This window comes from Bacillus sp. FJAT-29814 (assembly GCF_001510715.1).
GTDB lineage: Bacteria > Bacillota > Bacilli > Bacillales > Cytobacillaceae > Neobacillus.
The window spans coordinates 417,147-432,290 of the sequence record NZ_LMTJ01000003.1; the positions used below are offsets into that span (position 1 = coordinate 417,147).

16 protein-coding genes are annotated in these 15,144 nt (G+C 41.2%); 9 read left to right on the forward strand and 7 right to left on the reverse strand.

Annotation, left to right across the window (positions count from 1 at the left end; all coding sequences use genetic code 11):
- Positions 1-116 precede the first annotated feature (116 nt).
- Entirely contained in the window at positions 117-668 is a 552-nt protein-coding gene (locus tag AR334_RS09755) for a DUF421 domain-containing protein (RefSeq protein ID WP_066308906.1), read from the forward strand.
- Positions 669-701: 33 nt separating this feature from the next.
- On the opposite strand, the gene AR334_RS09760 is transcribed toward AR334_RS09755, so the two are convergent.
- Positions 702-1,613: an MBL fold metallo-hydrolase gene (locus AR334_RS09760; protein WP_066308911.1), complete on the reverse strand. Its 912-nt coding sequence runs from the start codon at positions 1,611-1,613 to the stop codon at positions 702-704.
- 72 nt (positions 1,614-1,685) lie between these two features.
- Between AR334_RS09760 and pepF the strand changes: the two genes are divergently transcribed.
- Positions 1,686-3,518, forward strand: coding sequence for an oligoendopeptidase F (gene pepF, locus AR334_RS09765; protein WP_066308921.1), 1,833 nt, complete (start codon positions 1,686-1,688; stop codon positions 3,516-3,518).
- Between the two features lie 349 nt (positions 3,519-3,867).
- Here the strand turns inward: pepF and AR334_RS09770 are convergent, their stop codons facing one another.
- The 3 genes from AR334_RS09770 to AR334_RS09780 all read right to left on the reverse strand — a co-directional run bounded on the left by AR334_RS09770 (position 3,868) and on the right by AR334_RS09780 (position 6,675).
- Positions 3,868-4,665, reverse strand: coding sequence for an EcsC family protein (locus tag AR334_RS09770; RefSeq protein WP_066309397.1), 798 nt, complete (start codon positions 4,663-4,665; stop codon positions 3,868-3,870).
- A gap of 365 nt (positions 4,666-5,030) precedes the next feature.
- Positions 5,031-6,242 carry an MFS transporter gene (locus AR334_RS09775; protein WP_066308925.1) on the reverse strand — a complete coding sequence of 404 codons (1,212 nt, stop codon included), beginning with the start codon at positions 6,240-6,242 and terminating at the stop codon, positions 5,031-5,033.
- A 13-nt stretch (positions 6,243-6,255) separates the two neighbouring features.
- Positions 6,256-6,675, reverse strand: coding sequence for a MarR family winged helix-turn-helix transcriptional regulator (locus AR334_RS09780; protein ID WP_066309400.1), 420 nt, complete (start codon positions 6,673-6,675; stop codon positions 6,256-6,258).
- Between the two features lie 192 nt (positions 6,676-6,867).
- On the opposite strand from AR334_RS09780, the gene AR334_RS09785 reads away from it, so the two are divergent.
- The 3 genes from AR334_RS09785 to yiaA all read left to right on the forward strand — a co-directional run bounded on the left by AR334_RS09785 (position 6,868) and on the right by yiaA (position 9,349).
- Complete coding sequence (locus AR334_RS09785; RefSeq protein WP_082692872.1) at positions 6,868-7,281, forward strand: MerR family transcriptional regulator; 414 nt, start codon at positions 6,868-6,870, stop codon at positions 7,279-7,281.
- Positions 7,282-7,344: 63 nt separating this feature from the next.
- Complete coding sequence (locus AR334_RS09790) at positions 7,345-8,655, forward strand: hemolysin family protein (protein ID WP_082692873.1); 1,311 nt, start codon at positions 7,345-7,347, stop codon at positions 8,653-8,655.
- A gap of 223 nt (positions 8,656-8,878) precedes the next feature.
- Positions 8,879-9,349, forward strand: coding sequence for an inner membrane protein YiaA (gene yiaA, locus AR334_RS09795; protein WP_066308930.1), 471 nt, complete (start codon positions 8,879-8,881; stop codon positions 9,347-9,349).
- A 77-nt stretch (positions 9,350-9,426) separates the two neighbouring features.
- Here the strand turns inward: yiaA and AR334_RS09800 are convergent, their stop codons facing one another.
- On the reverse strand, positions 9,427-9,720 hold the full coding sequence (locus tag AR334_RS09800; RefSeq protein ID WP_172799195.1) for a hypothetical protein: 294 nt from the start codon (positions 9,718-9,720) through the stop codon (positions 9,427-9,429).
- Between the two features lie 197 nt (positions 9,721-9,917).
- Here AR334_RS09800 and AR334_RS09805 point away from each other — a divergent pair, with 197 nt between their 5' ends.
- The 4 genes from AR334_RS09805 to AR334_RS09820 all read left to right on the forward strand — a co-directional run bounded on the left by AR334_RS09805 (position 9,918) and on the right by AR334_RS09820 (position 13,316).
- Entirely contained in the window at positions 9,918-10,505 is a 588-nt protein-coding gene (locus AR334_RS09805) for an SMI1/KNR4 family protein (protein WP_066308937.1), read from the forward strand.
- A gap of 139 nt (positions 10,506-10,644) precedes the next feature.
- A complete protein-coding gene (locus tag AR334_RS09810) occupies positions 10,645-11,250 on the forward strand; it encodes a hypothetical protein (protein WP_066308939.1) in 606 nt (201 codons plus the stop codon).
- Positions 11,251-11,443: 193 nt separating this feature from the next.
- Positions 11,444-12,898 carry a glycoside hydrolase family 1 protein gene (locus AR334_RS09815; protein ID WP_066308946.1) on the forward strand — a complete coding sequence of 485 codons (1,455 nt, stop codon included), beginning with the start codon at positions 11,444-11,446 and terminating at the stop codon, positions 12,896-12,898.
- Positions 12,899-13,013: 115 nt separating this feature from the next.
- Entirely contained in the window at positions 13,014-13,316 is a 303-nt protein-coding gene (locus tag AR334_RS09820) for a hypothetical protein (RefSeq protein WP_066308949.1), read from the forward strand.
- Between the two features lie 15 nt (positions 13,317-13,331).
- Here AR334_RS09820 and AR334_RS09825 read toward each other — a convergent pair whose 3' ends face one another.
- Both AR334_RS09825 and AR334_RS09835 read right to left on the reverse strand, forming a co-directional pair.
- Positions 13,332-13,904 (reverse strand): GNAT family N-acetyltransferase, encoded by a 573-nt coding sequence (locus AR334_RS09825; RefSeq protein WP_066308957.1) that lies wholly within the window; start codon positions 13,902-13,904, stop codon positions 13,332-13,334.
- Between the two features lie 295 nt (positions 13,905-14,199).
- Positions 14,200-15,144 (reverse strand): ABC transporter permease, encoded by a 945-nt coding sequence (locus AR334_RS09835; RefSeq protein ID WP_367576356.1) that lies wholly within the window; start codon positions 15,142-15,144, stop codon positions 14,200-14,202.

Genomic DNA, 15,144 nt, shown 5'->3' on the forward strand with positions numbered 1-15,144 from the left:
TATTATAACAGGGAAAAATGGCAGTGGTAATTAGGAGGTGATTTCCAATTTATGTGTTTAATCGGGCCGCCAATGGTTAAAAATAAGGTAAAAATTAGGTTTGGCGTGTGGTTAATTTGAACTTTATTGTTGAAGCCTTCATTCTTTTGATTACAAGCGTCGTACTACTTAGATTTACCGGGAAAAAATCGGTTGCCAAGATGACTAATTTGGAAACCGTAATTATTTTAGCAATTGGGACGACCATGGGGCATGCCATAAAGGAACATAAGTTTTGGCAGGTCATTCTGATTTTGATCTTTTTTGGGTTATTTTTGGTTTTTTTTCAGAAACTTCAAATGAAATCCAGTAAGATTGAACGGTATATGACTGGCGAAGCAACCTTGGTGATTAATAATGGAAAATTTATAATGGAAAACATGAGAAAGCTCAGAATGTCGGAAGGTCAGCTGGAAATGCGCCTTAGGCAGAAAGGAATTTCGTATGTTTCTGATGTCAAAATTGGTACCATTGAATTGGATGGTGAATTCGGGTACGAACTGATGCCCCATGCAAAACCGATCACACAGGACCAGCTGTTGCAGATTTTGGGTAAACAAGGGAGCGAAGTTCGAACCGAGGCAAAAGGGGAGAACATCTTTGATCAGGTGGTTAAGAATAATAAATAAGGGCGTCTAAGAGTCTTGACGCCCGAGATTTTTTTAGATAACTGTTTCGCCTATCTTGAGAACCTTTAGCTGTTCCTGTGGAAGGCTCAGTCTATGCCATTCCCTAGTTAGCCGCTCGAGTGCTTCCGGCCCGGTATCATCCGCCAACCTGTACGCCCCGTAATGCATGGGTACAAACATCTTACCACCAAGCTCTAGGTAAGCTTTAATACTGTCCTCCGGGTTAATATGCGAATCCTTCATAAACCACTCTGGCTCATAGGCGCCAATCGGCATAAACACAGTGTCAATAGTAAACCTACGGCCAATCTCCTTAAACCCAGAAAAATAACCGGTATCGCCGACAAAATACATCGTTTCACTGTGACCTTCAAAAATGAATCCACCCCAGTGGGAGGTATTCATATCGGTCATCGTCCGACGCGTCCAATGCTGTGCCGGTACAAAATGGACTTTCATTCCTTCATAATCAATGCTGTCCCACCAATTCATTTCGATAACCTTTTTATAGCCTTTTTTTACAAAAAGCGATTTTAAGCCGGCAGGAACGAAATACTGCGGATTGCCCTTTAACTTTTTCAAGGTTGGGAAGTCCAGATGGTCATAGTGGCCATGAGAGATCACCACCACATCCATTTCAGGCAGTTCCTCCAAGGGCAGACCTGGCGCCGTTAACCGCTTTTGGAAGCCCATTCGCTGGGCCCACACCGGGTCTGTTAGAATATTCAGCCCGTTTAGTTGAATCAAAAAAGTGGAATGGCCAATCCAGGTATACGAGGTGCGATTGCGGTTTTCTAGGATTTCTTCCACCCGTTTAATCGGTGATTGTGGAATTTGAACCGATAAATCCTTCACCTTACTCCGTCTTTCCTTGTTCCATTTCAGCATATCCTTAAATGATTTAGCGTTTGACACATCGTCCAAATTCGCATACCGTTTGCTCATAAGTTCCACCTGATATTCTTTTTGAAAAAATTATAACAACAATCAGGGAAAGCATCAAAATTTAATAACATAATGGTAAAATTAAGGGACATTCAACTAAAGGGGGATGCAAAATTGACAGTCACTTACAAATCCAGGGCTGATGTGCCCGAGAAAGAAAAATGGAATTTTGCTGACATCTATCCATCCATTGAAAAGTGGGAAGAGGATTATCAATCTATTCAATCGAAGACGGAAAAATTAAAACAATATGACGGGGCAATTAACGACGGAGCGTCCCTTTATCAATTTTTAGCAGAAAAAGAAGAAGTGTCGAGTAAATTTAACCTTATCTATGTTTACGGAATGCTGCAAACCGATGTAGACACGCGTGATACCGCCGCGCAGTCGCTTGTGGACAGGGCTAAGCAGTTAGCCGTGAAACTGAATGCCGCGACATCATTTTTCATGCCGTATCTATTAAGCTTGGATGAGGACACCTTGAAGACGTATATTCGCGAGGAACCGCGTCTCGACTATTTTGAAAAAGATATTTTTGAATCTTTCCGTTATAAGACTCATGTATTGAGCAAGGAAAAAGAAGAGATTCTGTCCAATTTGGGGGAGGCGCTCTCGGCGCCAAGCAACACCTATAGTATGTTGAATAACGCCGACATTAAGTTCGGTGAGGTAACAGGGGAGGATGGAGAGAAAATTGAATTAACCCGGGGTATGTATTCCAAGCTTATTGAGGACGAGGACCGGGCCAAACGGCGGGAAGCCTACAAAGCCTATTACAAGCCTTACTTACAGTTGAAAAATTCGATCGCCTCCACGCTGGCAGCGAGTATTAAAACGAACACAACCCTTGCCAGGCTGCGAAACTATCCTTCAGCATTGGAGAAGGGCTTGTTCGGGGATATGGTTCCAAAGGAAGTTTATGAAAATTTGATTGGTGCGACGAAAGCAAATATTGCCCCAATGCACCGATATGCGGCTATTCGGAAGGAAAAGCTGGGAGTCGATGAACTGCGCCAATATGACCTAAATGCACCCCTCGTTGATGGGGTTAAGTTGGAAATTATCTATGATGAGGCGTATGACACAATCCTTGAGGCACTGGCACCGCTTGGCGAAGAGTATGTGAATACCTTGAAATCGTTCAAGGATCTTCGTTATATCGATGTTCGCGAAACACCGGGCAAGCGTTCTGGCGCCTATAACCTCGGAGTGTATGGCGTTCATCCGTTTGTGCTGCTGAACCAGCACGACGACCTCGACAGCATGTTCACGATGATTCATGAGTTTGGCCATGCGATGCATTCGTATTATTCAAGTTCGCACCAGCCGAGGATTTCCGCCGGCTACAGCATTTTTGTCGCCGAGGTCGCCTCAACCGTCAATGAAGTGTTATTAATTAACTATTTATTGAAAAAAGAAACCGACACTGAGATTCGTAAATATTTACTTAATCATTTTATCGACCAATTCAGGGGCACCTTTTTCACCCAGGTGATGTTTGCTGAGTTCGAAAAAATCACTCATGAACTCGCGGAAAGCGGCCAGCCATTAAACGCGGATGTGTTTAGCAAAACCTATGAAACCCTGTTCCGCGAGTACAACGGGGACAAAATCGTGTTTGATGACGAGGTCAAATACGGCTGGGCGCGAATCCCGCATTTCTACCGGCCATTCTATGTATACAAATATGCGACCGGCTTCGCGGCTGCGATTCATATAGGGGAAAAGCTATTTGCTGGGGATGCCGACACTTTGAAGGCTTATTTAGAGTTCTTGAAAAGTGGTAGCTCCGACTACCCGCTCGAATTGTTAAAGAAAACTGGCGTTGACTTGACTACGCCTGAGCCAATTGATAACGCTTTGAAGCGGTTTGGGTCGCTGATTGAGGAATTTGCAGGGTTGTAATTACAAGATTATGGGTCATGAGTAACAGTTTTGTTTTTTAGATTCCAGAAAAACCTAATTCAAAGACAATTTGCACTTAAATCCAGGCAGTTTTGTCTTTAAGGAGGCCTATCAAGGACAAAATGCCCCTTAAGGAGGGTAGTTTTGTCTTTGGGATTCCAGAAAAAACCAATTCAAAGACAATTTGAACTTAAATCCAGGCAGTTTTGTCTTTAAGGAGGCCTATCAAGGACAAAATGCCCCTTAAGGAGGGCAATTTTGTCTTTGATATTACAAAAAAATCCAAAACAACTCTCAACTAAGAGAAATTCCTTCCCGAGGACTCTAAAATCCTCGGGAATGTTTCTTTTTACATTGAAGCTGTCCGCTGTTCCTCAAGCCGCTCCAATATCCTTCTTTTTCGATAAAGCATCATCCCAGCCTCGGCCACATCGCCGATCGATGAACGATTGACGAAAGCCCCGAAAATGATACCGGCAATCGGGACCATTTGCAAAAGCTTTTTCCAGCCAAAACTATCGCGGTAGGTCATTACGACCTCGCGCCAGCCTTGCAATTGCGAAATCACCCGCTTGTTTTCTATGCCTTGGTCATAGGCGGACAGTTCCTCCAAAATGGCCTTTTTCCCGACAATATCAGAAGAGGTAAACTGGAGGCATTTCACAATGAAAATCCGTTCCGCCTTATCCTTTGGGTCAAAGCCATAGCACAAGGCAATTTCTTGTAATGTCTTCAGGGAAATTCCGAGTAACAACGGGATATCGATAGCAAGAGTAAAGATGCCGCCAATTCCAGTGGTCGCCCCTTGAACGGTGGCCATTTTCGTACGGGAGTTCTTTAGCTGGTCGGCCACTTCATCCATTTTGCTTAATGGCAGCAGCCGGAGGTCCTCCAGATGAGAATCGCTCAAATCAAACTTTTTATAAATGCTTTCTTCATTAATTAAATATCGTCCGCCAGTTTGGACGTAGCTCCCCAATTCATCAATCGCAACCCCAATTTTCTCTTGAATGAACTTGGGGGTCACTTTATCGAGCAACATGAATGGGAGCCGGCCGATTTTCTCCCAGAACCATAATCCCTTTTGATCCTTTTCCCAGGCTTCAATCTTTTGTAATTCATCTTTTAAAAATTCCACTGATTCCAATTCATTCCACTCCAATTTTCGTAGTCCACCTTATATATACGAGCAATTACAATACTAGTTTCAACTTTAAGTAAAAAGTTATGTTGAAAATGGAATATTCGCCCAGATAATATGATTTGTTAGTTTTAAAAAGAAAAGGAACCCGTTAATGGGTTCCGGCCCTAAAACATTATTTAGTGAAAGAGACTCCCTAGTACGACCATCAGCATGACTCCAAACGATACACCAATGAGCGAGAAAACAAATTTCATCCTTTCCATTTCAATTCCACCTTTATCATTTGATGGTTTAATCATAACGATTAAGAGTGAAATCCAACTGAAAAATAAAAAAAGACTATCAGGAATTTGATAGTCCTTCTGAATTTAAATAGAGCTTGATGTATCAACCACCCGTGCAACGTCCTTGCGTTCTTTTTTTCCATGAAGGAAATAATAAAGAATCAGAGCGGAAACGCCGACTATGCTCATGATGATGTATAAGCTGCTGTAGCCCGTCATCGGGATGAGGAAACCGAGCAGGTATGGACCGAAGCCGAGACCGGCATCCAAAAAGATGTAATAAGTGGAAGTCGCCAGACCCATTCGGTGAGGCTCAGTCCTTTTTACAGCGACAGCCTGAGAAACAGACTGCATATTGCCGAAGCCAAGACCAATGAGTGCACCAGCGAGCAGCATGGCCCAGCCTGAATGGGCCAAACCTAACAACAGCATTCCTCCGCCTAAAATAATAAACGCCGGATACATTATGATGTTTGCGCCCTTAATATCCATCAGCCTGCCCGTTACAGGACGGGAAATCAACACGGCCAGGGCGTACACAACAAAGAAAAAGCTTGCTGCATCAACCTGATCAATTTCAATTGCATAAAAATTAATAAACGAAAGCACACTTGAATAACAGAAGGACACAATTAAAAGAACGAAAGAGATCGGCAGCGACTTCGGTTCCACAAAATTCGAAAGCTTGAAGCCCTTTGTTTCTTCTGTCTGTGCCTGACTGGATAATTCCTTTGTTTTAACAACAAAAGTGATCAGTAAACAAATCACACATAAAACAAAACAAAAGCCAAAGATCATTTCAAAGGTAGTATGCTGGCTCATTAACAGCCCGATAAATGGACCAATGGCAGTGGCAAGGGTGGCGCTCATGCTATAGTAACCGATGCCTTCGCCTCTTCTTCTAGCAGGAATGACTTGGGCCACAATCGTACCTGCAGCAGTACTTGCCACCCCAAGAGTCACACCATGAATAAAGCGGTTGATCAGTAAAAAGGTAATTCCAAGATGGACAAAATACAACAGCGTGGTAATGGTAAATAGGATCAATCCGATAACCAATGTTCGTTTTTGGCCGAATGTCCCAATCTTGCTGCCGATGTAAAGCCGTCCGATTAACGTCCCGATAATGAAGATTCCGGTCACCAGCCCAGCCTGGCTCGTCGACGCATGATATTCATTAACAGCATAAACGGCTATTGTCACCACTAACAAATAGAAAATCAGCGTTAAGAAAAAATTGACGGAGGACACAATAATAAAATCCTTCGTCCAAAGTTTAGGTCTCGTTTGATCCAACTTGTTCATCCCCTTATTTTACGATGTTGTTCCGGATTTCTTCCATGATCCGGATTGCTTCTAGCTGTTCTTGTTCTGTAATTCCTTTTAAAATTTCTGCTTCGAATTCGTCTATCGGCACGCGGATTTCCACGTAAACCTTCTTTCCAAGCTGTGTAAGTATGATTCGTTTTTCCCGTTTGTCCTTGCTCGGAACCTGCTCGACAAGGCCTTGTTCCTCCAAACGGTTTACCGTTCTGGTCACAGTCGGTTTCTCGACCCCCTGATAATGAGCAAGCTCAACCAGCGTCGCCGTGCCAAAATGGTATAAGTAGTACAAAATTGTCCATTGCGCCCGTTGAATGCCATGTTCACCAAGGAGCACATTCAGCTTATTTTCAAAAGGGCGGTAGAGCATCATAAAATGATGAAAGAATTTTTGCGAAGATTTAATGATAAACACCTCTTCAGGAAAAATAGTTACCTAGGGTAACAGTTATCAAAGGTAACTAATATAATATATCAGATATGTTAACAAAATGTCCATAGACAGGTGCGCCTTTTTTGAAAAACCGGCACGTTGACTGTACAGTTATGAGTGTGATATAGTTATTTCTATGAAGAAAGGGGTGAGTAAGTTGGGAAGTTGTATCGAATTGGCGAGTTAGCTAAATATATGAATCTATCAAAACGAACCATAGATTACTATACCCAAATAGGCTTACTGAACCCTGTGAGGGCGGACTCGAATTATCGAATGTATAGTGAAGAATGTATTCAGATTTTGGAATTGGTGGAACACTATAAGAACTTGAATATGCCGCTTGAAGAAATCAAGGATACGATTGAAATGATGAAGGCCGATTATGTCATCGACCAAGAGAAAGTCAAAAAGCACGTCGAACAGATTGCTGGCATAATGGAGCACCTGGAAGAAGAGATTAAGCTGATCGAACCTTTTTTGCAAAAATTATCTGGCAGTGAAAAAGAACAAGTTGTCAGCAAATTATCGCCTCAGGGGATTACGTTGGCGAACACATTACTTTTACTATTAAACTAGTTTACTATTTTTTAAAACAACAGGAGGTGTATTCCTGCTTGACTTGGGTTGAGCAGGAGACCATTGATTGCTATAAACTTAATCGTAATTGCAATTTTAATTGCTTTTACAGCTTTTTTCGTAGCTTACGAATTTGCTATTGTAAAAATCCGTAGTACCCGAATTGACCAGCTCGTCGGCGAAGGCAACAAGAACGCCATTGCCGCGAAAAAAATCATCACCAACCTGGATGAATTTTTATCAGCCTGTCAGTTGGGGATTACCGTGACAGCGTTAGGACTAGGTTGGTTGGGCGAACCAACAGTTGATAAAATCCTTCACCCGCTGCTTGCTTATTTACATCTGCCAGAATCGGTTACGAATATCGCTTCTTTCGCCATTGCGTTTTCCGTTGTAACCTTCCTCCATGTGGTGGTGGGTGAATTAGCGCCGAAAACGGTAGCGATCCAAAAAGCAGAAACGGTCACGCTTGTATTTGCTAGACCAATGATTATTTTTTACAAGCTCGCTTATCCAATAATCAAAGCGTTAAACGGTACGGCCCGCTACATTGTCGGGATTTTCGGCTTAAAGCCTGCATCTGAACATGAAACAGCTCACTCGGAAGAAGAACTGCAATTAATCATTTCAGAAAGCTATAAGAGCGGGGAAATCAATCAATCGGAATACAAGTATGTGAATAACATTTTTGAATTTGACGATCGTGTGGCCAAAGAGATTATGGTGCCGCGAACTGAAATTGTTGCCTTTGACAAATCGCAAACATTAGAAGAGTGTATGGATATTGTCAAGTCAGAAAACTATACCCGCTACCCGGTTATAGACGGAGAAAAGGATAACATTCTCGGCATGGTTAACATGAAAGAGGTATTGACAGATTACATCTCCGGCAAGAATTTGGAGAAGACAATGGAAGAATATGTCCGTCCGGTTATTCAGGTGTTTGAATCAATTGCGATTCACGATTTACTTGTGAAGATGCAGAAGGAACGGATTCATATGGCCATCCTGATGGATGAGTACGGCGGAACAGCCGGCCTTGTAACGGTAGAAGACATCCTTGAGGAGATTGTCGGTGACATTCGCGACGAATTCGACGCCGACGAAGTTCCAGACATCAACAAAATCAATGAACATAAGACGATTGTCGACGGTAAAGTCCTGATTGAGGAAGTCAATGATCTATTTGGTTTGGACCTCGATGATTCGGAAATGGACACAATCGGCGGCTGGATTCTCTCGCAAAAAATGGACGTCGCCGCTGGGGACAAAATTCAATACGGTGACTATGAATTTACCATTCTAGAGGTTGACGGCTATCATATTATCTCATTGGAAATTGCAAAAATAATAACACATGCAACCTCTGCTTAAAATGAATAAGGATTCCTTTCTAGGTGTCTCAGGCACCGCGAAGGGTGTCCTTTTTATTTGTTGTTTTTTGGTGTGGGGCAGATAAAAAGGAATCATAATTCTTCCAGTTTTGAAAATTCTTGTTTTTTGTTTCAAGGAAATTCTATATAATGGATTAAGATGTGGCAACTTAGTCTATACAACTTGGTGCAATTATAAAGATATAGAGAATGGGGGAAAAGTGATGTCGAATGAGAATGATATTTTGCTGGAAAAAGGAAAACAAAACGAACCCAAAATAAAAGTTGAGAGGAAAGAGGGAGAGCCGACTGCAGCTTTTAAAGGGGCATCTTGGGCAGCATTGTTGGTAGGGGTTGCGGCCTATCTCATCGGTTTGTTTAACGCAACAATGGAACTGAACGAAAAAGGCTATTACTTTGCCGTTTTAATCTTCGGACTTTATTCATCGGTGTCTCTACAAAAAGCAGTAAGAGATAAAGATGAGGGAATCCCAGTTACGAGTATTTATTATGGGATCAGTTGGGTAGCACTTATCGTATCTGTTTCCTTAATGGGCATTGGTCTTTACAATGCAGGAAGTATTGTTTTAAGTGAAAAGGGATTTTATGGGATGTCTTTTGTCCTTAGTATCTTTGCAGCGATCACCGTTCAAAAGAATATCAGAGATACACAGAGGGCTAGGGAAAGAGATTAGTGAGCCAATGGGAAAAATGATATAAGTCATAAAAAAAAACAACCGCTATGGTTGTTTTTTTGTGACCAGATAAGATTCTAAACTGTGAAACTAATGTTTCCATCTTCGGTGATTTCAACTGTTGAATAGCTTTTAAACGTATCTGGATTTGTTATTTCATGCTTGACCGGGTGGCCGAAGCTTTCCATGTAATGCTGATAAACCTCAGGATTTTTAACAATATGGTAAAAATAGACCCTTTTTCCTTCGACCATATCACTGGTTCTCAATAAGAATCGATCTTGGTACAGGTTCTTAAACCATGCTCTTGCTTCATCATGGCTTTGAAATTTAGGCACGTCTTCATGATTATTTATTAAGTCGATGTCCAATTCATTTGCTCCTTTCATAAAAAGACTAGTTTCTAACTCATTGTAGAAGTTCCCCTTCAAAAACGAGTCTGTTCTTAAAGAGCTGAATGGGATTAGTATGTCTATTTTTCTGTTGAATATCCACTAAAAATTTTCTTTAAAGGAAGAAATTGTATGTTATATTAATTCTAAATTAAGTCTTTCAGGAGGGGAAATAAATGAGTGAGCAATTTTTTAAACGAATTGCACCGTATATTCCAAATTTGAACGAATATTTAAATGACGGGGCATCAGACATAAGTATGTTAGAAAAAGAGACCGGATTTACCTTGCCGGATTCCTTCAAAGCTCTCTACTCTATACATAATGGCGATAAAGATTATATTGGCCTATTTTTCGGATTGGATTGGCTTTCAATAGATGATATTCTGTTTCATTGGAAGAACAATAAGAAGTGGCATAATGAGTTTTCCAGCAGCGATATCGTATCCTTTGAAAAAGGGAAAATAAAAGAGGAATACTACCATCCTGGTTGGCTGCCAATTGCTTATGACGGGGGCGGGAATTATATTGGATTCGATTTTTCTCCGGGACCAGACGGCACCGTGGGGCAAATCATCAGTTTTGGGCGTGATGAAGAGAAGCTTTTTGTCATAAGCAATAGTTTTCAAGAGTTGTTGGACTTATTAATTCAGCAATTTGAATGTGGCAATTGCAGAGTAGTCGATGAAGATGAGCCGCATGTTGCATGGAGAGAAGAGGGTCACTTTTTTGATGATTTACAAACAATTTTAGTTAAGAAATAGGGTAACCCTAAAGACCTAGCAAAGGGACTAATCTCCTGAAAGTGGAAAAAAGGTTTAAGACAATTATTTTTTATGATATTATCAACAAGGCGTCTAGAAATAATTGGAAAAAACGATTTTTACACAAGGGGGAGAAAAGGTGAAAAAATTAATAAAGGGATTGGCTATTTTCATATTGATAGCAAGTTTGGCAGCTTGTACAAATCAAAAGGATGTTTCTACAAAAAGTGAAGAGACAAAACAAAAAGAAGAGAATACTAGCGTACAAGAGAAGACAGAAACAACAAAAAATAATGAAACAGCCAATACAGAAACGTCAGTTGAAATGAAGAAGGTCGGTGAAGAGGAATACGGATATGTTCATGTGCCAAATGACTGGGTGAAGTTTGTGGATGTGAATCCCAACACCAGCTACCAGGTAAGCAGCACGGACACGAAGAAAATTATCTCCATCAATGTATTTGAAGATGCCGGCCAAGATGCGAACCTGGAAACGTATGCCACGATTGTCTGGACTAACATGGAAAAAAACGGCGGCAAGGACATTCAAGGCGCAAAGGTAAAACTAGGCGATTACGATGCCCTTCAAGTTTATGGAGTATATAACAATGGTACCATGTTTTTGGTCACTTGGGTTTTCCAAGCAGAAGATGGAAAATACCGTTATGTCAGTGCAGAGGGGCCAAAAGAAGGGATTACAGATGTTGTCGGCTACGTTGAAAAAGGCGGTTGGAGCTTGAATTGACATATAAGCAGCTTGTTAATATCAAGGTGGAAAAACACCGTGTTTCACATATGTAACAATTTCCTTCCGTCGTGATATATAACTAGATTTGCCGTCCTTGTTTACTATTTCACAAAAAGAACTTAGTATTGGATTATGGATTATTTTTTGTGGAAAAGTGAAACCCATTGAAGGTTTCGAGGAGGTCATACATATGAAAAAATCAGCTTTCCCTGATGGATTTTTATGGGGCGGCGCCACTGCGGCTAACCAATTTGAAGGCGCATATAATGAAGGTGGCAAAGGCTTGTCCATCTTTGACATGGTTACGTTTGTTCCAAAGGAAGAACGTGGTGTGGGTCACTCCATGGATGTTCACAGCGAACAGGAATTAGAAGAATTGCTGGCGGGGAAAAAAGGGGATAACTTCCCGAAACGCCGCGGCATTGATTTTTACCACCGCTACAAGGAAGATATCGCGCTATTTGCGGAAATGGGCTTTAAAACATTCCGGATGTCGATTTCTTGGCCACGGATTTTTCCTAACGGTGATGACCTGGAGCCGAACGAAGAAGGGCTTGCTTTCTATGATAACGTGTTCGATGAGCTTTTAAAATATGGCATTGAGCCATTAGTAACTCTGTCTCACTATGAAATGCCGCTTCATTTGGTGCGAAAGTATAATGGCTGGACAGACCGCCGCTTAATTGAATTCTTTGTCAATTATGCAGAAACAGTATTCAAGCGTTACAAGGATAAGGTAAAATACTGGTTAACCTTTAACGAAATTAACATTTCCACGTTCTCGCCATACATCGGCAGCGGTATTCTGGTGGATCGCGTCGAGAATAAGGAACAAGCCGTTTATCAGGCACTTCACCATCAATTTGTGGCCAGCGCCAGAGTAACAAAACTATGTCACGAAATCATTCCGGATGCCATGATTGGCTGTATGCTGGCCCGCATGGAAACGTATCCGGAAACGTGCAACCCAGATGATGTTTTAAAAGCATTAGAGGACGACCAAAAGAACCTGTTCTTCACAGACGTTCAAGTGCGCGGCTACTATCCAAGCTTTATGAAACGTTATTTTGAAGAAAACAATATCAAAATCGAAATGCTGCCAGGCGATGAAGAAATCCTGCTTCAGCATCCGGTCGATTTCTTATCGTTCAGCTACTACATGTCCATGGTGTCAAGCGCCAATCCGGATAAAGTTCAAGAAAAAGGCAACATCTTCAGTGTCATCAAAAATCCATATTTAAAAGCATCCGACTGGGGCTGGCAAATTGATCCGAAAGGCCTGCGGATAACATTGAAAAAATTGTATGACCGTTACCAAGTGCCTTTGTTTATTGTTGAAAACGGCTTAGGGGCTTATGACAAAGTCGAGGAAGACGGATCCATTATCGACGATTACCGCATCGACTACATGCGCGAGCATATCGAGCAAATGGAAGAGGCCATCAAGGATGGCGTAGACCTCATCAGCTACACCAGCTGGGGCTGCATCGACTTAATCAGTGCCAGTACTTCCGAAATGTCCAAGCGGTACGGGTTCATCTACGTAGACCAGGATGATTACGGTAACGGTACATTAGAGAGAAGAAAGAAAAAATCATTTGATTGGTATAAAAAGGTTATCGCAACAAACGGAGCAGAACTTTAAATAAAAGGAAAACCCGGATAATGATCAGCTATTCGGGTTTTCTTTTTATTAAACTTCGACCAAATAATGGTAAAGTTAATTGTAGTGGAAACTGTTAAAGATTTGAGGTGTTGGTATGAACAATAACTTAGACTTGCTTGAGGAACTTCTTTTAGGTGATGACGGATTATTAATTAAGATTCGTTCGGCTGATGGATTGGACAAAGAAAAGGCTGAACAAATATATAAGGTCCTAACAGACCTAGCTCTAGAATGGAAGGACCGGGATTCCATCCCCAAAAAGGCAGCCGACTTGTTTATTGATATTTACCCAGCCATGCTAAACCAAAGTGACTATTACAGTGAGGAAAAAGCAATCGAGATCATGGACTGTTGTGATAAAATGTTAGATTTAATAAGAAGGTGTATCACTGAATAAACAGAAAAACCGTCATCACTGACGGTTTTTTTGCAGAGTTTCCTGTTTATTGCTCCAATCCTTCGCCAATAAGCTATATTCAACTAAATCCTCATAATGGTCATAGAGCCATTGGCCATCCCTTTTGATACCTTCTTTCACAAACCCTAATCTCTCTGGGATCGCCAAGCTTTTATGATTATTACCCGCACATTGAATTTCGACTCTATTGATTTTTAATGTACCAAATAAATAATCTAATAAAGCTTTCACAGACCGGGTAATAATACCATGGCCTTGAGAATCTTCCGACAGAAAATAACCGATGCTTGTTGAGCTATTTTTCCAATCAATATAGTGAAGTCCGATCATCCCAACCAGTTTCCCGTTGTATCTAATGCCTGCATCAAATCCATTGTTATCCGAGTAATTTCGAATCCAAATAGGGATGATTGGCTCAAAATCCTCCGCAGATTTCCTTTTATCAACCCAAAGTAACCATTTCCTTAGATATTCACGATTTGTATCTACTAGTTCAAACAACTCTTCCTTGTGATGCTGCTGGAATAATTCTATTACAATCTCCTCATCTACCTTAAAAGTAAACAAACAGATTCCCCCTTTTATTTTCAAAATTATAGCATAAAAATGGGGTGGAAATTGAAATATATTCCTGATAAAACACAATTGAGGAGGGACAGGTTAAAAAGAAGGGTCTATTTTACCCGCGAACTATGGGAAGAAGGGGTCATCGGTAAAAAAGAAGCCTTTATTTTACCCGTAAACTATGGGAATATGGGGTTACCGGTAAAAAAAAAGCGTTTATTTTGTCCGTTAAAGCGGGTAGGAGGTCACGGGTAAAATGATTCGGTTATTTTACCCGTGACCCCATTCTATAGTAAGCCTAAGCCGCAACATCCCTTTTATTAAAAATCATCCAGGTTAATCCATTAAACACTACAAAATAAACCACTAACATCACAACCGAGAAGGTCATCGTCATTCCTTCCACGAGCGGAACACCATCGATATAACGCGTTAAATCCATATTGGCAAATAGAATATATTTTGCCCAATCGAACTTTAATGCGATTACCTGGGTGCCCTGTGCCCCCATAAACATTAAGAAGATTGCTAGACCAATGGATAAAGAGCTGTTTCGAAAAATCGTCCCCACCATAAAGGCGAAGGTCACCATCATCAATAAACCGACGCAAGCTAATCCGTAAACTTGAATGGCATGGATAAACATACTCGTTTCGATCACCTTGCCATCATGATAAGCCAAATGCGGGGTGCCAATTGTATCTGTCCCAAAGAATATCGCACCAACCGCAAAGGACAGCCCAAACAAAAGGATGAGTGTAATCAGGGCAAAAGTAAACGTAGAAATATATTTTGCAAAAAGTACTTTGGAACGACTGACAGGGCGAATCAGCAAAAGTTTAATAGTTCCCCAGGAAAACTCAGATGCCACACTTCCTCCGGCGATTATAATCGTAAATAAAGTGACGACGTTGATGATCGCTACGTTATTGATCACGTTTTCCCATGCACCATCTACATTGGGATCTAAATCATGGTCGAGACGGTACTGATTCAGTGCTAAATTCTTTTTTGAATTTGCAACGATAAACGCTGGAGCATCCTTATCTTTAATCGTTTGCTCATATTGTGCATTTTGTTGCTGTAAATCACCTTTCCAATTTGCGTTTGCTTGTTCGTCATCCGAGTTTACTTTTTGAAGGATCGCACCAGTAAAAATAATCACAACCAGTAATCCGAGCATGATCCAGGTGGGAACACGTCGAAAGATTTTCATATTTTCATTTTGAATTAATGCAAGCAT